Genomic DNA, 20641 nt, shown 5'->3' on the forward strand with positions numbered 1-20641 from the left:
TGGTCAGCGGTGCATGTGTCAGTACGATAAACATCCGCTGGAAATCCGCTGCGCGTGTCCCTGTGCAGGCGCAATACGTGCAGCCGGGGCACATGCAGACTCGAACAGGTGCGGTGGCACGCTGGCCAGCGCATCGCCGATGCAGTCGCGCAGCAACGGGTGCGCGCAGGCCTGCAGCAGGCGCATGCACTGCATCGGCGACCACGCGGTGCCATGGTCGAGGCCGATGAACATCCGGTAGGCCTGGTGGTAGCGCAGATCGTCGTACACGCGCTGCGCACTGGTGAGATCACGCACGACCACCAGCAACGCCGCACGTTGCAGCTGCCGCACATCGCCCGCGTCAAGCGGCAGCGTGTTCATGGCCGCTTCGGGCCAGGGCCGCAGCTGCAGATCGAGGGCGCGCCGCAGCGCGGCCAGCGGATGCGCGCTGCTGTCCAGTGCCGCCCAGCGTGCCGCATCGGCCCAGGCATCACTGGACAGCACCCAGACCCACGAGTGCCCATAGCGCTGCACGTTTACAGGCGTGTGCCGAGCCTGCTCCAGCGACTGGCTCAGGTGGCGATCCAGTTCCAGCATGCTGATCCTGCGACTATCTGCCATCGGCGCCGCCCGTGCTCCACGACGCGTGGTGCGTCGTACTCTGGAGAAGACGTCAGCAAGGCAGGTGAAGCGACAGCGCGCATGCAGCTCTGTGCACTGCGTGGCGCTTCATCGACAACGTCATCGCAGCGTCATCTGCCTGCAGGCTTCGCGTTCCAGCCGCGGCGCTTCGCCTCCACAACGCCGTGCCAGTATCGCCACGTCGCTGCGCGCGGCGAATGTTGCCAGCGCATTGGACATGTCCACGTCATCGAACCATGACGCCATCGCAACGCGCAGCGCCGGCAGCTGCCAGCCGTCCATCACACCATGGGTGCCTGCTACGAACCAATGCCAGAGGCGATGGTGAAGCACCTGGTCGTGCAGCTGTGCGAGATCCTCAATGCGATGCACGTCCATCAACAGCAGTGCGCGTGCAACCGCCGCGGGCGGCAACGCACCAGCTTCAGACAGCGGAAGCGACTGCTGCTGCAGGCGCAGCCGCATCGCCAGCGGGTGAGACTGCGGATCGAAATCCAGCAGCACCGCCTGTTGCTGCCACTGCGCATCGGACACCACGCACACCCAAGGTGAGCCATAGCGATGCACCATCAATGGCCGTCGCTGCGTGGTTTCCAGCAGCGCCGACAGATTGCGACGCAGATCCAGCACACCGATGGTCTCGTTGCGCATCCTTGGCCTCTCCTCGCTTGCAACAGCCTGCGCGGCGCGCAGGGCCAGCGTCTTCATCTATCCAAGGACGGCAATGCCACCCGGAAAGCGACGCAGATCCAGCGACATCGTCAGTCGCAGCTGCTCCAGTGCCGCGTCTGGATCATCAATACGGAAGCGACCGCTGACCGGCGCGCGCGCCAACGCCGATTCTCCCAGCAGCACCTTGCCGCGGCGATAACGGTTGATCTCCTCCACCACCTCACGCAGCGGTGCGCGGCGGAACACCAGCATGCCCTCCGTCCAGGCACTCACTTCCGAGGCCACGGCCTCGGCCACCACGCCACTGAGGCGCTCGTCGTACTGGGTCTGCTGACCCGCCTGCAGCTGCAGCCGGCCCTGCGGATGCTCGATGCGGGCGCTGCCCTGCAGGCAGGTCACCCGTACCTGACCGTGGGTGTTGCGCACATCCAGACGCACCGCGCCTTCATCGGCAATCACGCAACCCGGGCCCGCGAACAGCGCCAGGCGCAGGCCGGCCAGGGTCTCGATCGCGGCCTGGCCCTGCACCAGCTCGAAGCCTTCGCCCTGCGCATCGGCGCGGCGGCGCAGGCTGCTCTGCGTATCCAGTTCGATCTTCAGCTGTGGCAAGGGCGCGATCTGCAGACGTTCACCGGTGCCGGTGTGGAAATCAGCCGTCATCGCCGTCACCGAAGGCCACAGCCCCAGCGGCGGGCGGATTGCCGCCACCACCACCAGGCTGGCCGGGGCGGCAATCGCCGCGCCCAGGAAGGCGCGCCGGCTCCAGCGCTGGGCCGGCGTCGGCGCCACCGGTTGGCGCGCGGCGGCGGGCAACTGCTCGCCGGCCAGCCGTACCTGCTCCCATTGCCGGCGCGCACGGCCAAACGCTTCGCGATGGCGCGGGTCAGCCTCACACCAGGTACGGAACCTGCGCCCGTCGGCGGCGGTCGCCTCGCCCGAGGTCAGCCGCACCACCCACGCGTGCGCCTGACGCTCGACGGCATCCAGCGGGCGTTGCGGGCGATCGTCAGGATCCATGGGGGCTCATGCCGGACCCGCACGCTGCGGGGTTCTGCTCGGCGTCAAAGTGTAGACGGATGCCGCCGTTCAGAACCGCACCTGGCGCCCCTGCCCGCTGCGCTCGGCCAGGTAGTCCTGGGCCGCCTTCAGCTCACGCTGCACCAGCCGCAGCGACACACCGAGGTGATCGGCCACATCGCGCTGCTGCAGGCCATCGACGCGGATCGCCAGCAGGATGCGGCGACGGCGCTCGGGCATGCGCTGCAGCAGGCCGACCATGTCTTCCAGCGCGAAGTCCAGTTCGGCCGCCTGCGCCGGACCGGGTGCAGGGTCGGCCATGTCCATCAGCGTATCCACCTCCTCCAGGCTCAGCAGGCGGTGGTCAGCACGTTGGCGGTCGATCACGGTATTCATTGCCATTCGCAGCAGGTAGGCCGCGGGGTTCTGCACGGCATCCAGGCGGTCACGCCGCGCGCTCAGGCGCATCCACGTGTCCTGCAGCGCGTCGCCGGCCAGCTCCTCCGAGCCCAGCTTGCGCACCAGCCGGCGCTTCAGCTCATCGTAGGCACCCAGAAGGTGGTCCATCAGGTCAATTGCCCCAGCCGTACCGTTGCTCATGTTCGAATCCTTGAAGTCATTGAAGGGGCGCGCGTCGGCCACAGTCGTGGTCGGTGCCGGAAGGACGGATCTGCAGCGTCACCGGCTGCGGCAGCGCAGCGGCATCGGGCGCCAGCACCAAGCCCTGCAGTGCCTGCAGCAGGCGCGCATCGCGGCGGGCGCTGCCACTGCCTGACAGCAGCTCGGGCTCGCTCACCTGGCCCGCGCCGTCGATGCGGAAGCGCAGCGTCGCGGCATAGCGGCCGGGCGCGATCTCCGGGTCGTCACAGAACGCCGCACGCAACCGCTGCTGCAGGCCGCCGTAGCGACGCCGACGTTCGGCCTCGGGAAGTTCGGCGCCAACACCCGATTCAGCGGCCGAGGGCGCGCCCCGGCGCAGCACCACGCGCTGCTCGCCGATCACCTCGGCCTCGATACCGGAGTCCTGCAGCAGCACCTGCAACGCAGGCAGCGGCGACAGGCTACCGCGCAGCGCGTGGCTGCTGCGGCCGGCGGCCAGGTCACCCGGGTACATCACTGACCACCCACTGATGACGCTGAAGCGCTCGACCGCCTGTTCCAGCGGCTGCGCAGGGATGTCGTAGGCATGAACAGCGTCCTGCGCGGCAGCGGCAAAGGACAGCAGCAGCCATGCGGCGATGGCCACCTTCCAAGTTCTGACCGCATGGTGTCCATTCAGCCCCCTGACGTAGAACACATGACCCTCGGCAGCGACAGCAGCTGCAGTGGACGCGCGCCACCACCGGAACCCCGGCCCGCGCGCGACCCGCAAGCGGGCTCAAACCGTACCGGCGCCACATGTCATTGCGATGACCGCTGCCTACAGCCGACGCGAAGCCAGTCACCCATCAGGAATCAATGAATTGAACAGACCACCTCATCCACGCCTGGGGTCAGAGCCCGTTGCGCAGCAACGGGATCCGACCCCGTGCCGACCCAGACGTGTCGACCAAGGTCGACACCCACCAGGAGCAGCTCATGCCGTTCCGGCAGATCGTGGAAATCTGTCGAAGGCGGGGTGGGTCCGGTTGCGGGGGCGTGAGCCGCATGGATGCGGCGACCGAGCTTACATGGACGTACTTGCAGCGTCCCCCGCAACCGGACCCACCCCGCCATCCCTCAGCAGGCCCGCTGTTGCTGTTGCTGTTGCTGTTGCTGTTGCTGTTGCTGTTGCTGTTGCTGTTGCTGTTGCTGTTGCTCCAGAGGTTGCCGGCCAGCGGCCGGCACTACCCGTGGGTGCCGGGTGCAACCCGGCCGCAAACCCCATCCCTCAAAGCGGCAGCTGGGTCGTCTGCTTGATCCGCTGCATCGGAATCTCGGTCTTGGTGTTCTGCACCCCGGCAATCCGGTTCAGGTGCTGCATCTGGAACTGCCGGTAGGCATCCAGGTCGGCCACCGCCACCCGCAGCAGGAAATCGCAGTCACCGGCCATCAGATGGCATTCAAGCACTTCCGGGAAAGACTTGATGCTGTTGATGAAATGATTGGTGGTGTCCTCGTCCTGCCCGCGCAGCCACACCCGCACGAACACCGTGAAGCCACGGCCCACCTTGGCCTCGTTCAACAAGGCCACATAGCGGTCGATGTAGCCGCCCTCCTCCAGCAGACGCACCCGGCGCAGGCAGGCCGACGGCGACAGCCCGACCAGGCGTGCCAGCTCAAGGTTCTGCAGGCGGCCGTCGCGCTGCAGGGCGTCGAGGATGCGCCGATCGAGGTTGTCCAGCTGGTACTGCATGGAATTTCACCCCTTTCACTTTTGGCCGCATGAAATATCAATCATCCAGAATCAAGTGGTATCAACGCAACCCGATTTCGCGATTGGACCGCTAGCATGGGCCACCCCCACCTTGTTGTGCCGTTCGATGGACGCCCGTACCACCCTCCCCCTGCCTGACACCTGCGATACCGCGCCGCGTGCCGAATTCCTGCGCGGCCTGCGCGCCGCCGTGCCGGTGATGATCGGCTTCATTCCGTTCGCCCTGGTGCTCGGTGCGCAGGCGGCCCAGAAGGGCCTGAGCGCACTGGAAGTACCGCTGATGACCGGCCTCAACTTCGCTGGCGGCTCGGAGTTCGCCGCCGTCGAACTGTGGACCTCGCCACCGCACATTGCACTGATCGTGGCCATCACCGCGCTGGTCAACAGCCGTCACCTGCTGATGGGCGCCAGCCTGGCCCCGCTGCTGCAGCACCTGCCGCGCCGCCGGGTGCTGCCGGCGCTGTTCTTCATGTGCGACGAAAGCTGGGCGATGGGCGTGGCCGATGCGCGCCGACGCGCGCTTGGCTTCAGCCTGGCCTACTACCTGGGCGTATCGGCAGGCCTGTACACGGTCTGGGTGGCCTGCACCGCGCTGGGCGCGATCGTTGGCCCGATGCTGGGCGACATCCACGCCTATGGTTTCGACATGGCCTTCCCCGCCGTGTTCCTGGTCCTGTTGCGCGGCATGTGGCAGGGCATGAAGGCCGCGCGGCCGTGGCTGGTCAGCCTGGTCGTTGCCGCTGCTACCTACCTGCTGGTGCCAGGTGCGTGGTACGTGGCCAGCGGCGCACTGGCCGGCCTGGCCGCGGCCTGGCTGCTGGCGGAGGACGCAGCATGATCTTCGATGGCCTGATCCACTGGACCTCGGTACTGGCCATCGTGCTGATGGCCGCCGCCACCTACCTGACCCGCATCGTCGGCTTCCTCGCGCTGCGCAACCGCACACTGAGCAAACGCGCAGTGACGGTGATGGAAGCCGCGCCGGGCTGCGTGCTGATCTCGGTGATCGCCCCGGACTTCGTGGCCGACAAGCCGGCCGACCTGGCCGCACTGGCCATCACCCTGCTGGCCGCCACGCGGCTGTCGATGCTGCCGACCGTGCTGATCGGCGTGGTCTCGGCGGGTGTGTTGCGCTATCTGATGGGGTAGCTACCGGTACGCCGGGCAATGCCCGGCGGTCCGTAGTGGCGCAGCAGTGCAATCACGCGCTGCTGCTTGCCGCCAGCAGGCACAGGCTGCGCGGCGGCAGCGTCCAGGCGCCTTCCTCATCCGGCTCCAACGGCGTTTCGTCGGTCTGCAGGAGTACGCGCCGGAACGACAGGGCGTCGTCTGACACACAGAACCGCTGCGGCTGCTCCCCGGCGTTCAACAGCAGGGCCAGGCTGACATGCCGCCCGGGCTCGCGCAGGCCACTGTCCGGACTGCGACCGTCCAGCACGATCGCCAGCGCACGCAGCCCTGCGTCATGCCAGTCCGCTTCCTCCATGCCGCGACCATCGGGATGCCGCCAGTCGATATCGCGCAGGCCCAGTGCCTCATCGTACTCGCCGCGCAGGAACCGGTTCCGGCGCAGCAGGCCGTAGCGCCGGCGCAGCGACAGCGCCCGCCGCACGAACGCCACCTGCGCCTGTGCAGCCGGCAATGCTGCGCGCTCCCAGTCGATCCAGCTCAGTGGATTGTCCTGGCAGTAGGCGTTGTTGTTGCCCTGCTGCGAATGGCCGAACTCATCGCCCGCCAGCAGCATCGGCGTCCCCTGCGCCAGCAGCAGCGTGGCCAGCAGATTGCGCATCTGCCGCGCACGCAACGAAAGGATCGCCGCATCATCGGTGTCTCCCTCCACGCCGTGGTTGCTGGAGAGGTTGTGCGAGTGGCCGTCACGGTTGTCCTCGCCGTTGGCCTCGTTGTGGCGATCGTTGTAGCTGACCAGATCGTGCAGGGTGAATCCATCATGCGCCGTCACCAGATTGATGCTGGCCGACGGTCGCCTGCCGTGGTGTTCGAACAGGTCGGCCGAGCCAGTGAAGCGCGTGGCAAACTCCGCCAGCTGCCCGCCATCGCCACGCCACAGCGCGCGCACCGTGTCGCGGAAGCGGTCGTTCCACTCGGCCCAGCCCGGCGGAAACTGGCCCAGCTGGTAGCCGCCCGGGCCGATGTCCCATGGCTCGGCAATCAGCTTCACCTGGCTCAGGATCGGGTCCTGGCGTACCGCATCGAGGAAGCTGCCCGAGGCGTCGAAGCCATGCCGTTCGCGGCCGAGGATGGTTGCCAGGTCGAAGCGGAACCCATCCACCCGCATCTCGGTCACCCAGTAGCGCAGGGAGTCCATGACCATGCGCAGCGCACCGGCATTGGTCAGATCGAACGTGTTGCCGGTACCGGTATCGTTGATGTAATAGCGGCGATCATCGGCCAAACGGTAGTAGCTGGCGTTGTCGATGCCCTTGAACGACAGCGTAGGGCCCAGCTCGTTGCCTTCGGCCGTGTGGTTGTAGACCACGTCCAGGATGACCTCGATGCCCGCGTTGTGCAGGCGCGCGACCATCTGCTTGAACTCGGCCACGGTGCCCAGCGACAGATAGCGTGCCTGCGGCGCGAAGAAGCCGATGGTGTTGTATCCCCAGTAGTTGCGCAGCCCGCGCTCGAGCAGCTGCTGGTCATCCACGTAGGCATGCACCGGCAGCAGCTCGATGGCGGTCACCCCCAGATGGCTGAGGTGGTCGACCACCGCATCGTGCCGCAACGCGGAGAAGGTACCGCGCTCGGCCTGTGGGACGTCGGGATGCTGCATGGTCAGTCCGCGCACGTGGGCTTCGTAGATCACGGTCCGGTCCCAGGGCGTGGCAGGTGCACGCTCTGCGCCCCAGCTGAAAGCCGGATCGATCACGGCACAGCGTGGCATGTAACCGGCGCTGTCGCGGCGGTCGAAACTGAGATCGCCATCGCGGTGACCCAGGGTGTAGCCGAACAGGTGTGGGGCCCACTTCAGTTCGCCGACGATCTGCTTGGCATAGGGATCCAGCAGCAGCTTGTTGGGATTGAAGCGATGGCCCTCTTCCGGCGCATACGGGCCGTGCACCCGGTAGCCGTAACGTTGCCCGGGCCGCACGTCCGGCAGGTAGCCGTGCCAGATCTCGTTGGTGTACTCGGGCAGCGCGATACGCTCGACTTCACGGTTGCGCGCGTCGAACAGGCAGAGTTCCACCCGGGTAGCGTGCCGCGAGTACAGCGCGAAGTTCACACCCAAGCCGTCCCAGGTCGCCCCCAGCGGGAACGGCCGGCCTTCGCGCACCCGCGAGGTCTGCGTCCACTTACGGCTGGCCATCGGTTCCCTCCTCGTCGCGCGCAGCGGCAATCTCGGCTTCCACCAGGCGCTCGGCCATGTGCCAATGCCGCTGCTGCTGGTCGTCCGGCCGCCCTTCCGCTTCCCATATCTGGTGGGCCAATGCCTCAATCCGCTGCCGTCGTTCCCTGCTGTCCATTCCTGTCCGTCTCCTCGTTGATCCATACCGCCAACGGGCTGCCAGCCAGAAGCCGTGCCGCGTCCCCGGTTGCCTTGAAATGTTCGATGCGCCCGTCCAGCAGGTTGCGCATGGGGCCTGTCGCCAGCCCGTGCAGCATCAGGCCAGTGCCGACGTTGTGTGCTGCGTGCAGGCTGGGCCCGGGCACGGCGGTGGGCGAACCACGCCGCACGATCACCAGCAGCACCTGCGCCTGATGCCTGCGCGCGAATGCCAGCCAGGGCGAACGCGCCGGTGCGGACAGCGCCTGCAGTTGGCCGTGCAGGAACAGCTGCGGGTGCCTGCGGCGGCACTCCAGCAAGCGCCTGAGCAGAAATGCCTTGATGCCACCGTCCCGCCAGTCCTCCAGCAGGGCGGGCCAACCGCGCGTATCGCGCAGCCACGCCTGCCGCACTGGATAGTCCACGGCACGCCGGTTGTCCGGGTCCACCAGGCTCAGGTCCCAGCCTTCTCCGCCCTGGTAGAGGTCGGGCACGCCGGGCAGGCAGTGCTGCAGGCACAGTTGTGCCAGGCCGTTGCAGGCGCCGGCCGGCGCAATGCGCGCCACGAACGTCGCCAGCGCCTCCCGCACCGGCTGCAATGGCGCTCCATCCAGCAGTGCGTGCAGCCACTGCGCGGCGGCCTCCTCCACCGCCACGTTGGGATCGGACCAGCTGCTGACCCGTTTGCCCTCGCGCAACGCCTTGGTCAGCCATTGCACCATCCTCGATGCGAAGTCGGCGCCCGGGTTACCGTGCATCGGCCACGCGGCCACGAGCGCCTGCCACAGCGCATAGGCCTCGGCACCCGGCAACGGCATCGGCGCGCCCGCGCGGGTCGACATCCGGCTCCAGCGCCGCACGGCGTCCCGCCACTCGACCGTGCAGGTGCTGAGAACCGCCAGCCGCGCCCGGCTGTCGGCCCCGCGCTTGTGATCGTGGGTCGCCAGCGCAAGCAATGCCCGCGGATGGCGCTGCAGGCGTCCCACTGCGTGTTCCAGCAGCTCGCGTCCCTCCATGCCCAGCCGCTGCGGATCACTTCCGACTTCGTTGCGCGACAGCAGCCTGAAGTAACGATAGAAGCCTGTGTCCTCCACCGACTTGGCATTCAACGGCGCGGCCAATTGCCCGAATCTCACCCGCAGCGCGCGCTCGGCCTCCGCCTCGCCGGGAAGTGCCCGCAGCAGCAGATCCAGTGCCGCGTGTGCCGTACCGTCCAGTGCCTCGCGTGCTGCCGCGGCAGCGTCCACCAGGGCCTTCCGTTCACCTGCATCCTGCAGCGAATAGGGGCGGTAGGTACGGTAGTGCCGCAGCAGCGCGGCCAATGCACGGGCAAGCGCAGCGGCTCCGATATCGGCTTCGGCCAGCCGGGGCTGCAGGACCCGCTGCGCGCTGCGCAGCAGTCGCTGGAAGTCGGTGTGAAGCGACGTGCGCAGCAGCATGCTGCGGGCATCCTGCTGCAAGTCGTCAAAGCTGCGCGCGTCGCCAATCGCCGCTTGCCAGGTGCGGGAGAGCGCGGGTGCAGCAGCCGGATCATGCAGCCAGGCGCCAACCTGGTCCATGAAGTCATAGCCCGTCGTGCCGTCGCAGGCCCAGCCATCGGGCAGCTGTTCGTCCTCCGCCAGTATCTTCTCCACATGCACGCTCACTGCCTGTGGGTCGCGACCGCCTGCCGCGCAGGCCTCGTCGAGCGACGCACGCAGGTGTTGCAGGTACGGCCCGGGTGACGACAGGCCATCCACATGGTCAATGCGCAGGCCGTCAACCCACCCCGCACGCACCAGCCGCAACGGCAGCGCATGCACCGCCGCGAACACATCGTCGCGCTCCACCCGCAGTGCGGCCAGTTCGTTGATGTCGAAGAAGCGCCGGTAGTTCACCTGATCGCCCGCCGTGCGCCACCAAGCCAGCCGGTAGTGCTGCCGCCGCAGCAGCGTGTGCAACCGTTCGACGCTGCGGTTGCAGCGTTCCGCCCATGCCGGCCACTGCGCGGGTACCAGCGGATGGCTGCGCGGAGACAACGGCAATGCCAGCCCGTGATGACGCAGCGTCGGCCGCTCATCGTCCACTGCTACGCGCAACACGCCATCGCGCACGGCGTCGTGCAGTGGCCGGTCCAGCACTGGCAGCCAGAGCCGGCCCTCGCAACCCGGCGCCTCCCAGTCAATGTCGAACCATCCTGCATGGGGACTTCTGCACCCGTGCAGCAGCACATCGTTCCACCAGGGCGTCTGCGGGGATGCCGCAAGATGGTTGGGTACGATGTCCAGGATCAGGCCCATGCCATGCGCACGCGCCGCTGTCGCCAGCCGCTGGAAGGCTTCTTCGCCGCCCAGTTCCGGATTGATGCGGGCCGGGTCGATGCCATCGTAGCCATGCATGGACCCTGGCATCGCAGCGCTGATCGGCGACAGGTAAAGGTGGCTGACGCCCAGCGCGGCGTAGTACGGCAGCTGCGCCGCAGCGGCCTCGAAGTTGAAGCCTGCATGCAGCTGCAGGCGTGCGGTGGCACGCAACCGGGTCATCGTCCCGCCTTGCGCCGCGTGGCGCTGAACCGGGCAATGCGCGCATCGGCCGCGTCCGGATCCCACGCAAGCGGCAAGCGTCGGCGCCAGTTCGGGTGACCATTGACGGTACCCGGCAGGTTCACCTGCGCGCGGCTGCCCAGCGCATCTTCCAGCGGGAGCAGCGCCAGCCGTGAAGGTGCGTGCGCCACCAGTGACAGCGCACGCGCTTCCAGCGTCGCGCCCTCGCCCCGGGCGACTGCGGACAGCGCCTGTACCTCGCTGGCACGCGCGTGCAGCGCCGCGGGAAGCTCGGTCAGCTCACCCAGGCGTGCACGCCAGCGCAGGTCGCGCCCACGCAGCCAGCCGGCCAGCGGCGGCAGATCATGGGTGGAGGGCATGGCCACCGCATCGCGGCGCCACCGTGGCGCCGGCAGGAAGCGCTCACCGTTGCGGGCGAACGGCAGCACCTCCAGCCCCAGCACGCCACGGGCTGCCAGTCGCTGGCGGATACCCGGAGGAACCACGCCCAGGTCTTCGCCAATCAGCACGCAGCGATGGCGCCACGATTCCAGCACCAGCAGGTTGATCAGATCATCGAACGGATAGCGCAGATACACCCCCTGCCCGGCGCCCGCGCCACGCGGCAGCACCCACAGCCGCTGCAGGCCCAGGATGTGGTCGATGCGCAATCCACCGCGACCCGCCATCACGGCGCGCAACACGCGGATGAACGGTTCAAACCCTTCGCGCTGCAACGCAGAGGGTGACCAGCTGGTGATACCCCAGGCCTGGCCCAGCGGATTGAACGCATCCGGCGGCGCGCCCAGCTCGAGGCCCTGCAGCAGGCGGTCGCCGCCGGTCCGGGCCTCGACGCCCTGCGGTGCACAACCCACTGCCAGATCCGCGATCAGTCCGATCGACGCGCCGTCGTTGCGCAGTCCCGCCTGCACCTGCGCCCAGCCTTGCCACGCCAACCACTGCGCAAACGCATGGTCGTCGGCGCTTCCAGTGAATCGGTCGGCGGCGTGCTGGCAATACTGCAGCAGGGGTTCCCGCTGCGCATCGCACCACGTCTGCATCTGTTCGTACTGTGCCGGCGCCTGCTGCCGCAGCCATTGGCGCCCTTGGCGCAGCCAGCGCCACTTCACTGCCGCCGAGTGCGGCCAGTCGATGCGGCGTGCTGCGGTAGCCGCTTCAACGGCCATCGCCAGTGCTTCGTCCTCGCGCAACACGCTGCCGGCGGCCTCCGGCAAAACCTGCGGCAGCGACACCTGCAGCGGATCGAGCCAGCGCCGGTCGCTGGGCGAGTAAGGACTGTAGCCCGTGCCCGGTGCCAGGCCGGCGTGCAGCGGACTCAACGCCAGTGCATCGCCGCAGTGACGGTGCAGCAGCTCGCGCCACCGCGCACAGCCGGCGCTGTCACCGATGCCGGCATCACCGGGCGCGCGCAGGCTGTAGACCTGCGCCGACAGACCCCAACCGCGCAGCAGGCCCTGCGGCCACCAGGCACGCTGCGGTGCCACCGCAACCGCCTGTTGCCGGTCGCCCCGGCGCCACTGCCAATAGCCTGGCTGATCCGGAACCCGCCAGCGCCCTTGCGCATCCGCACGTGCAGGCAACGCTGTGCCCTGCTCGTCCACCCAGCACGCCGCGCCAGTTGCCTCAGGCATGGCCAGGAGCTGACCACAGCAGGCAGTGAGCAACGGGTGGGCCACCGGCACACCGTCGCACGCGAACTCCGACAGCACGGCGCGCAGCACGTCGGGCGCAACCTCGCGCTCTGCTCCGGCCACGTCGGTCCAGCGGACCAGCAGGCCCACACGGCGAGCCGCCTCCCGCACCGCCGCATCCGTATTCATGCGGCGATCCAGCGCGCAAGCGCACCGCCGCCTGCCGGCAGCATCGCGGCCGCGTCCGGCCCAACGACGCACTCGCCGGCCGGCACCGCATGCGCCACCGGCACAGGGCCCACGTTGATCGCGATCCACCATTGGCCCGAGGGCAACTGCCAGCCCGCCTGCACCGCGCCCTGGCCCAGCACGCGCGCGCCCAGCGACCGCGCCTGCAGCAGGCCAGGCTGCAGATAGCGCCTGCGCAGGCCGAGGAACTCACCCGTGCAGCGCAGCCAGTGCTGCGACCAGGGATCATCGCCGGGCGGCGGCGTGTACGACGCCTGCAGGGTCGCCGCATCGTTCGGGTCCGGAATACGCGCGCGCGCGGCGGCGTCGGCAAAGGCACTGAAACCGGAGAACTCACGGCGACGCCCTTCACGCACCGCCTCGTCCAGCGGTGGCGCGTAGTCGGTGAAGAACAGGAATGGCGATTGCGCCTGCCACGGTTCGCCCATGAACAGCAGCGGGATCATCGGCGTCAGCAGGGTCAGGGCCAGCGCCGCGCGCAGCGGGGCAGGATCGGTCAGCATCGACAGGCGCTCGCCGAAGGCGCGGTTGCCCACCTGGTCGTGGTTCTGCGCGAATACCACAAAACGCGCGGGCGACAGGTCGACGCTGGGCTCGCCACGGGGATGGCCGTGCAGGTCCGGCTCGCCCTGCCAGGCGAATCCTTCGGCCAGGCAGCGCGCCAGGAGTGCTTCGGCGCGCCCGGCATAGGCCGCGTAATAGCCTTCCTGCTCGCCGGTCAGCATCACATGCAGCGCGTTGTGGAAGTCGTCGTTCCACTGTCCCTGATAGGCGCCGCGCAGCCACCGCACCTGGTTGCGTTCGTTCTCCAGCACCAGGTGCGCGTGAGGGGCCACCGCACGTACCTCGTCGGCAAGCTGCTGCAGGAAACGGTCATCGTCAATGGCGTGCACCGCATCCAGGCGCAGGCCGTCGACGCCATAGTCGCGCAGCCACATCAGCGCATTGTCGATGAAGAACCGTCGCACCCAGGGCTGGCGGAAGTCGATGGCCTCGCCCCACGGCGTGCTGCGATCGTCACGGAAGAACCCACACGCGTAGTCGCGCAGACGGTTCCCCTGCGGCCCGAAGTGGTTGTAGACCACATCCAGCAGCACCGAGAGCCCTGCATCGTGCGCCGCGTCGACAAAGGCCTTCAGCGCGGACGGACCGCCATAGGCCAGCGCGGGTGCATACGGGAACACGCCGTCGTAGCCCCAGTTGCGGCCACCGGGAAACTGCGCGACCGGCATCAGTTCAATGGCGGTGATGCCCAGGGCCGCCAGCATCGGCAGCTGCGCGGTCAACGCCGCGAACCCGCCGCCGGCCTCGATGTGCACTTCATAGATCACCAGGTCCTGCCAGGCATGCCCCTGCCACGTGGGCTGTGCTCCATCCGTGCCAAGCACCACCGCGCTGTCACCATCGACGCCGTCCGGTTGCCAGCGCGAGGCGGGGTCGGGCACGTCCTGGCCGGACGGCAGGCGGAACCGGTAGCGGTCACCATGCGACGCCTGTGTCCGCAGCCAGTGGCAGCCGTCCGGGTCGCGGTGCATCGGCCGCAGCACGCCCTGCAGGCACAGCGCCACGGTGCCTGCATCCGGTGCCCACACGCGGAACTCGACACCTTCACCGGCCACCGGCCATGCGCCCAGGCGCGGCGCCACTGCGGTCATGCATCAACCTGCAGGTACAGCGTGGACAGCGGCGGCAGTGTGAGCCGCAGCGACTGCGGGTGACCATGCATCGGCCTCGGCTCGGTATGCACTGCGCCGAGGTTTCCCGCGTTGCCGCCACCGTAGTAACCGCTGTCGGTGTTGAGCCGTTCGGTCCAACACCCCGGTTGCGGCACACCGACCCGGTAGCCGTCGCGACGTACCGGAGTGAAGTTGCTCACTACCAGAAGGGTGCGGCCGCTACCGGCCGGATCCCGGCGGATGAAGGCGTAGACGCTGTTGCGGCTGTCGTCGGCCACGCTCCAGTCGAAACCGCGTTCGTCGCGTTCGTCGCGGTGCAACGCGGGTTCGGAGCGCAGCACGGCATTGAGGTCGCCCACCAGGCGCGACAGGCCCTGGCCCTCGTTGCTGGCCGCCCGTGCCCAGTCCAGTGCCGCATCGTGCGACCACTCCTGTCCCTGGCCGAACTCGCCGCCCATGAACAGCAGTTTGCTGCCCGGGTGCGCCCACATGAAACCGTAGTACGCGCGGAGCTGGGCCAGCCGCTGCGCCGGCTCGCCCGCCATCTTGGCCAGCAGCGCTCCCTTGCCGTGCACCACCTCGTCATGCGAAAGCGGAAGCACGAACCGTTCGGAGAAGGCGTAGACCAGGCCGAAGCTGATCTCACTATGGTGATGCTGGCGATGAACCGGATCGCGCCCGAGGTACTGCAGGGTGTCATGCATCCAGCCCATGTTCCATTTGTGGGTGAAACCAAGCCCGCCCTGCTCCACCGGCGCGGTCACCCCTGGCCATGCGGTGGATTCCTCGGCGATCACCAGCACATCCGGGAAGCGCTCCCTCAGCGTCTGGTTCATCCGCCGTAGAAAAGCGACCGCCTGCAGGTTCTCGCGCCCGCCCTGCTCGTTGGGTATCCACTGGCCCTCGGCACGGCTGTAATCCCGGTACAGCATCGACGCCACGGCATCCACGCGCAGACCATCGATGTGGAACCGCTCCACCCACTCCAATGCACTGCCGATCAGGTAGGCGGCCACTTCGTTGCGGCCATAGTTGTAGATCAGCGTGTCCCAGTCGGCGTGCACCCCTTCGCGCGGGTCGGCATGCTCGTACAGCGCGGTGCCATCGAACCCGGCCAGGCCATGCGCATCGTTCGGGAAGTGCGCGCTCACCCAGTCCACGATCACCCCTACGCCGGCCTGATGGCAGCGGTCCACGAAGCGTGCGAAGGCCTGTGGCGTGCCATGGCGCGCCGTTGGCGCGTAGATCCCCAGTGGCTGATAGCCCCAGGAACCGCCAAAGGGATGCTCGCTGACCGGCAGCAGCTCGATGTGGGTGAAACCAAGCCCTGCCACGTACGGAATCAACCGGTCGGCCAAGGCATCCCAGTCCAGCGGCGAACCATCGTCGCTGCGCTGCCAGGAGCCCGCATGCACTTCGTAGATGGACAGCGGCGTGCAGGTTCCGGCCTGCCGCCGCGCCGCCAACCATGCGTCATCGTGCCACTGCATCGGCGCTGCCGAAGGCACCCGCGAGGCGGTGGCCGGTGGCAGCTCGGCCCAGCGCGCCATCGGATCGAACTTGTCGGGCATCACCCGGCCGTCGGCGCCGACGATGCGGAATTTGTAGCGGGCACCGGCCTGCACGCCAGGCAGGAACAGCTCCCACACGCCAGCGGTGTGGCGCAGCCGCATCGGATGGCGCCGGCCATCCCACCCGTTGAAATCGCCGACCACGGCAACCCTTCGTGCGTTGGGGGCCCACACCGCGAAGCGCACGCCGTCGATACCCTGTACCTGCATCGCTACTGCGCCCAACTGGCGCGCTGCATCAGCGTCACCGGCATGGAAATGCTGCAGCAGCGCCTCATCCAGCAGCGGACCGAAGGAATAGGCATCGTGCACCTGCTCCACACCCTGCTCGAAATGCAGGGCGAGCAGCGGCACGGGCGCTTCACCTGCTGCACCTTCGAACAGGCCGGGCAAGGGACCCGGTTGCAGATCCCAGCGCCGCTCCGGGCCCGCAATCACCTCCACGCGACGCGCGTGGGGCACCAGAACGCGCAGCTGGCGCTGGCCATCGGGCTGTTGGTGCGGCCCGAGCCAGGCAAACGCATCGGCCGCCCGTGCATGAACCAGGTCGTCCAGGACCGGAGCCACCACGCCCTCCTCCCGTCCGGCGGTCGCCATGGGCTCGTCCTCGAGGGCGACCGGCTGCAGGCTGTCGTGACTCATGCGGCCACCTGGCAGGTCTGCTGGTATAGCGCCAGATATGCGCGCCCCGCCGCATCCCAACCGCCCGGCCGCAGCATGGCCGCGCGGCGCATGGCCTGCAGCAGGCCGGGCAGGCGGAAGGTGCGCATCGCCCGTTCCACACAGCGGCGCAAGCCATCGGCATTCGCGCCGTGGAACAGGAATCCGGTCACGCCATCCTCAACGGTATCGACCAGCCCGCCGGTCGCGTGCGCGATTGGCAGGCAGCCGAAGCGCTGCGCGTACATCTGGCTCAACCCACAGGGTTCGAAACGCGAAGGCATCAGCAGGAAATCGGCGCCAGCAAACATCTGGCGGGCCAGCGCCTCTTCGAAGCCGATGAATGCGCCCACCCGTCCGGGGTAGCGCCGGGCCAGCGCCTGCACCTGCGCTTCCACCTGCGGCTCGCCGCCACCGATGATGACCAGCTGGCCGCCGGCCGCCACGATCTGCGGCGCCACGTCGCATGTGATGTCCAGGCCTTTCTGGTGCACCAGGCGGGAGACCACCGCGAACAGCGGGCCGGCCGAGGGCGCCAGGCCGAATGCACTGCGCACCGCGTGCGCATTGGTGGCGCGCCCGGTCCATTCGCCGATGCCGAAATGGGCCTTGAGGTGGATGTCGCGGCGTGGATCCCAGCTGGCGTCGATGCCGTTGACGATGCCACTCAGGTGTCCGCCGGCCGCCCGGCGCGCCAACAGGTCATGCAGCCCGCAGCCGTCATCCGGGGCGGTGATCTGCTGCGCGTAGCGCAGGCTGACCGTGTTCAGGCGCGTGGCATTGGTGATCCCGCCCTGCAGGAACGACATCTGCCCGTGGAAGTGCAGTTCATCCAGGTGTTCGACCGGTACGCCCAGCACAGGTGCAAGCGCATACGGAAACAGCCCCTGGTAAGCCAGGTTGTGGATGGTCAGCAGGGTCGGCACGGTGGTCCGGTCCCAACGCACGTAGGCTGCCGCCATGGCCACAGGCCAATCATTCAGGTGCAGCAGCTGCGGCGACCAGTCCAGCCCGGCACGCCCGGCCGCAATCTCCGCCGCCGCGTGTGAGAGCGTGGCGAAGCGAACCGCGTTGTCCTTCCACTCCTGGCCCTGCCCATCGACGTATGGCGAACCTTCGCGCTCGTACAGCTCTGGCGAGAGCAGCACGTAGATCGGAAGGCCGTCTGCCTGCACTGCCATGCCGATCCCGCACGCAGGCAGGCCCGCCCTCGCGCTGACCTGTCCCATCCGCTGCAGCTGTGGCAGGCGCTGCAGTACCTCCGGGTAGCCGGGCAGCAGCACGCGCGAATCACAGGCGCCGCGTACCGCACGCGGCAGGGCTGCGGCCACGTCGCCCAGGCCCCCGGCCTTGATGAAGTCGGCCATCTCGGTCGCGACGAACAACACACGCTGTACCAGCTCCGGCAGCTGCAGTGGCAGCGAGTGGCCACGCCGGGTGCCGATCGGCACGAGCGAACCGGGAGAGGTCGCAACAGATGAAGCGGACTGGACAGCGCGGGCCATGGGAGGGTCTCTCGGGTATTTCAGGCAGACGGACGCCAGCGGCGCCGGGATGGGCGCTGATGGTGGGAAGGAAGTCGACGCAGGACGTGGGGGACGTCAGCGAGAGGCTCAGGACGACAATAGCCCTGCATGCGATCAATCAACCGTGAAGCCATGGCGATTTCTTTGTGACAACACGTCATGAGCTCAGTACACATGACATGCGCCCGCCTCCTGCCCGTGTCTCCTGCGATGGGGCCGAGCCCACGCCCGGCTGTTGGCAATCCCACGTGCCGCCTGAGCCGAGCTGGATTGGTCTTTAAGAGACTCACCCTGCGACACCCGGTCGCAGGCCTTCGCGCTACGCGCTTGACCAATGTCAAACCGCCCGCCGCCGCCCGGGCGTATTCCTATGCAGGACCCGAACACGCCGGCGCGGCCGGCATCCACAAGGACCCTGCGATGAGCTACACCCCCGACAACGCCCAGCTGCTGAACGCCATGCAGAACGTCATGGTGATCTCCACCACCGACCTGCAGGGCAACATCACCTACGCCAATGACCTGTTCTGCACGCTCACCGGCTTCGCCCGCGAAGAGCTGATCGGCCAGCCGCACAGCATCGTGCGCCACCCGGACGTGCCCAAGGCCGTATACAAGGACATGTGGGACACCATCAAGGCCGGCAAGACCTGGACCGGCATCGTGCCCAACCTCGGCAAGGGCGGCGTGCTCTACGTGGTCGACACCACCGTGCAGCCGCTGTTCGACGCAGACGGCAACATCACTTCGTACATCAGCATCCGCCGCGTGGTGAACGACCTGATGCAGAACTATGACCTGGTCGAGTTCAGCAAGGAAAAGTTCGACGACTTCTACGAGGCCGCGTGAACGCCCTCCCGACCAGTACGCCCTTCAGCCGTCTGCTGGTGGGTTTCGCGTCCGAGTCGGGCAACGCCCGCGCCCTGGCCCAGCGCCTGGGCGCGGAGCTGCAGCCGCATGGGCCGCAGGTGCTCCCGTTCAACGACATTGACGTAGCCAGTCTCGGCCAAGGCGATGTGCTGCTGGCGATCTCCAGTTCCTTCGGTGACGGAGAGCCGCCAGCCAATGGCGAGCAGTTCTTCGAAACGCTGCGCCAGATCCCGACGCTGAGCGGCCTGCGCTATGCAGTGTTCGGCCTCGGTGACACCGGCTACCCGAGCTTCTGCGGCTTCACCAAGGCGCTGGATGCCGCGCTGTGCGAGCGCCAGGCGCAGCCACTGCTGCGCCGCGTGGATGCCGACCTGGGCTACGAGCAGTTCTTCCAGCAATGGCAGCCGGTGCTCGGCCAGGTGCTGAACGGCAACCTGAGCGCTGGCCAGCACCTGCACCTGCAGGTCACCGCTTATGGCGAAGACAATGCCTTTGCCGCTCCCATCCTCGAACGCCGCCGCTTGAACAGCAGCGACCCGGCGGCGTGGCACCTGCAGTTGGACATTGCCGGCAGTGGCATGGCCTACCGCGCGGGGGACACCCTGCACGTGGTACCCGAGAACGACCCTGCCTTGCTGCAGGCATTGGCTACCTGGTACGGCGACACCGCCGCCGTGGCCGCCCTGCACGACCGCGAGCTGCGCCTGCTGAGCAAGGGCGTGCTGCGCGAACTGGCCAAGCTCGGCAGTAGTGAGGTACTGAAGGGCCTGTTGAAGGTCAGCCAGAAGCGCGAGCTGGAAGCCTACCTGCACGGCCTGGACCTGCTGGACGTGCTGCAGGACCACGCCACGCCGGACAGCGTGCCGCTTGCCCGGCTGCGCGAACTGCTGTCACCGCGGCTGCCGCGTGCCTATTCGATCGCCTCGCACCCGTGCGACGACCAGCTGAGCCTGTGCGTGCGCGAAGTGCGCTACACCCTGCGCGGCCGCGAACGCTTCGGCACTGCCACCGGCAGCCTGCTGCATGGCGGCGAGCACGCCCGTGTGTACTGCCGCTCCAACCCTGGCTTCCACCTGCCCGATACCGGCCAGGCGCCGCTGCTGCTGGTCGGCACCGGCACCGGCATCGCACCGCTGATGGGCCTGATGCAGGAGCTGCAGGCCAACGGCTGCGAACGCGAGGTGCACCTGGTGTTTGGCGAGAAGCACCGCCAGCACGATTACCTGTATCGCGACCAGCTGCAGGACTGGCACGCGCGTGGCGTGCTGGCCGGCCTGCATACCGCGTTCTCGCGCGATGGCGCTGAAAAGATCTATGTGCAGCACGTGCTGCAGCAGCGCGCCAGCGAAGTGCGCGACGTCCTGGCCCGTGGCGGGCACCTGTACCTGTGCGGCAACAAGCGCCATCTGGAGGGCGCGGTGCGCGAGGCCATCGATGCCATCGCTGGCGAAGGACACTGGGACGCGCTGCGCGGTGAAGGCCGCACGCACTGTGAGCTGTATTGATCGGTACCACTGGACTGCACGAATCCTGGACCGGTAGAGCCGGCCGCTGGCCGGCTGCTCAGTATCCCTTGGTTGCCGGCCAGCGGCCGGCACTACCAGAACATGTAGCCAATCATCGCCTGTGCATCACGGTAGAGCCGGCCGCCGGCCGGCATTACCAGAATATGTAGCCAACCATCGCCCGTGCATCACGGTAGAGCCGGCCGCTGGCCGGCTGCCCAGGATACCGAGGTTGCCGGCCA

17 protein-coding genes are annotated in these 20641 nt (G+C 68.0%); 4 read left to right on the plus strand and 13 right to left on the minus strand.

The window, feature by feature from the left end; all coding sequences use genetic code 11:
- Nucleotides 1-18: 18 nt before the first annotated feature.
- The 6 genes from AC5P5X_RS03930 to AC5P5X_RS03955 form a co-directional block, all read right to left on the minus strand.
- Nucleotides 19-579, minus strand: coding sequence for a hypothetical protein (locus AC5P5X_RS03930; protein WP_241889036.1), 561 nt, complete (start codon nucleotides 577-579; stop codon nucleotides 19-21).
- Between the two features lie 144 nt (nucleotides 580-723).
- Nucleotides 724-1275, minus strand: a complete 552-nt coding sequence (locus AC5P5X_RS03935; protein WP_495215906.1) for a hypothetical protein — start codon at nucleotides 1273-1275, stop codon at nucleotides 724-726.
- Nucleotides 1276-1332: 57 nt separating this feature from the next.
- Nucleotides 1333-2313: a FecR family protein gene (locus AC5P5X_RS03940; protein ID WP_065183858.1), complete on the minus strand. Its 981-nt coding sequence runs from the start codon at nucleotides 2311-2313 to the stop codon at nucleotides 1333-1335.
- Nucleotides 2314-2382: 69 nt separating this feature from the next.
- Entirely contained in the window at nucleotides 2383-2913 is a 531-nt protein-coding gene (locus AC5P5X_RS03945) for an RNA polymerase sigma factor (RefSeq protein WP_032967204.1), read from the minus strand.
- 16 nt (nucleotides 2914-2929) lie between these two features.
- A complete protein-coding gene (locus AC5P5X_RS03950; RefSeq protein ID WP_111189704.1) occupies nucleotides 2930-3610 on the minus strand; it encodes a TonB C-terminal domain-containing protein in 681 nt (226 codons plus the stop codon).
- A gap of 573 nt (nucleotides 3611-4183) precedes the next feature.
- Nucleotides 4184-4648 carry an Lrp/AsnC family transcriptional regulator gene (locus tag AC5P5X_RS03955; protein WP_005413654.1) on the minus strand — a complete coding sequence of 155 codons (465 nt, stop codon included), beginning with the start codon at nucleotides 4646-4648 and terminating at the stop codon, nucleotides 4184-4186.
- Nucleotides 4649-4775: 127 nt separating this feature from the next.
- On the opposite strand from AC5P5X_RS03955, the gene AC5P5X_RS03960 reads away from it, so the two are divergent.
- Both AC5P5X_RS03960 and AC5P5X_RS03965 read left to right on the plus strand, forming a co-directional pair.
- On the plus strand, nucleotides 4776-5507 hold the full coding sequence (locus AC5P5X_RS03960) for an AzlC family ABC transporter permease (protein WP_014037422.1): 732 nt from the start codon (nucleotides 4776-4778) through the stop codon (nucleotides 5505-5507).
- Nucleotides 5504-5818, plus strand: coding sequence for an AzlD family protein (locus AC5P5X_RS03965; protein ID WP_012480455.1), 315 nt, complete (start codon nucleotides 5504-5506; stop codon nucleotides 5816-5818). The genes AC5P5X_RS03960 and AC5P5X_RS03965 overlap by 4 nt, the downstream gene beginning before the upstream one ends.
- Before the next feature lie 52 nt (nucleotides 5819-5870).
- On the opposite strand, the gene glgX is transcribed toward AC5P5X_RS03965, so the two are convergent.
- The 7 genes from glgX to glgA are packed head-to-tail and all read right to left on the minus strand — an operon-like array spanning nucleotide 5871 to nucleotide 18003.
- Nucleotides 5871-7991, minus strand: a complete 2121-nt coding sequence (gene glgX, locus AC5P5X_RS03970; RefSeq protein WP_033835070.1) for a glycogen debranching protein GlgX — start codon at nucleotides 7989-7991, stop codon at nucleotides 5871-5873.
- Nucleotides 7978-8148 carry a DUF2934 domain-containing protein gene (locus AC5P5X_RS03975; protein ID WP_005413658.1) on the minus strand — a complete coding sequence of 57 codons (171 nt, stop codon included), beginning with the start codon at nucleotides 8146-8148 and terminating at the stop codon, nucleotides 7978-7980. Before AC5P5X_RS03975 ends, glgX begins: the two co-directional genes overlap by 14 nt.
- Nucleotides 8117-10690, minus strand: coding sequence for a malto-oligosyltrehalose synthase (gene treY / locus AC5P5X_RS03980; RefSeq protein WP_099498085.1), 2574 nt, complete (start codon nucleotides 10688-10690; stop codon nucleotides 8117-8119). The genes AC5P5X_RS03975 and treY overlap by 32 nt, the downstream gene beginning before the upstream one ends.
- Nucleotides 10687-12531, minus strand: a complete 1845-nt coding sequence (locus AC5P5X_RS03985) for a 4-alpha-glucanotransferase (protein WP_111188880.1) — start codon at nucleotides 12529-12531, stop codon at nucleotides 10687-10689. The genes treY and AC5P5X_RS03985 overlap by 4 nt, the downstream gene beginning before the upstream one ends.
- Nucleotides 12528-14246 (minus strand): malto-oligosyltrehalose trehalohydrolase, encoded by a 1719-nt coding sequence (gene treZ / locus AC5P5X_RS03990; RefSeq protein WP_111188879.1) that lies wholly within the window; start codon nucleotides 14244-14246, stop codon nucleotides 12528-12530. Before treZ ends, AC5P5X_RS03985 begins: the two co-directional genes overlap by 4 nt.
- Nucleotides 14243-16480, minus strand: a complete 2238-nt coding sequence (locus tag AC5P5X_RS03995; RefSeq protein WP_111188878.1) for a 1,4-alpha-glucan branching enzyme — start codon at nucleotides 16478-16480, stop codon at nucleotides 14243-14245. The genes treZ and AC5P5X_RS03995 overlap by 4 nt, the downstream gene beginning before the upstream one ends.
- Nucleotides 16477-18003: a glycogen synthase GlgA gene (gene glgA, locus AC5P5X_RS04000; RefSeq protein ID WP_032966865.1), complete on the minus strand. Its 1527-nt coding sequence runs from the start codon at nucleotides 18001-18003 to the stop codon at nucleotides 16477-16479. Before glgA ends, AC5P5X_RS03995 begins: the two co-directional genes overlap by 4 nt.
- Nucleotides 18004-18444: 441 nt before the next feature.
- Between glgA and AC5P5X_RS04005 the strand changes: the two genes are divergently transcribed.
- Both AC5P5X_RS04005 and AC5P5X_RS04010 read left to right on the plus strand, forming a co-directional pair.
- The gene (locus tag AC5P5X_RS04005; protein WP_005409905.1) at nucleotides 18445-18873 is read left to right on the plus strand and encodes a PAS domain-containing protein; all 429 of its coding nucleotides are present in this window, start codon (nucleotides 18445-18447) and stop codon (nucleotides 18871-18873) included.
- The gene (locus AC5P5X_RS04010; protein ID WP_005413664.1) at nucleotides 18870-20399 is read left to right on the plus strand and encodes a diflavin oxidoreductase; all 1530 of its coding nucleotides are present in this window, start codon (nucleotides 18870-18872) and stop codon (nucleotides 20397-20399) included. The genes AC5P5X_RS04005 and AC5P5X_RS04010 overlap by 4 nt, the downstream gene beginning before the upstream one ends.
- Nucleotides 20400-20641 lie beyond the last annotated feature (242 nt).

The sequence above is a fragment of the Stenotrophomonas sp. YJH_SMC_91 genome (assembly GCF_059368495.1).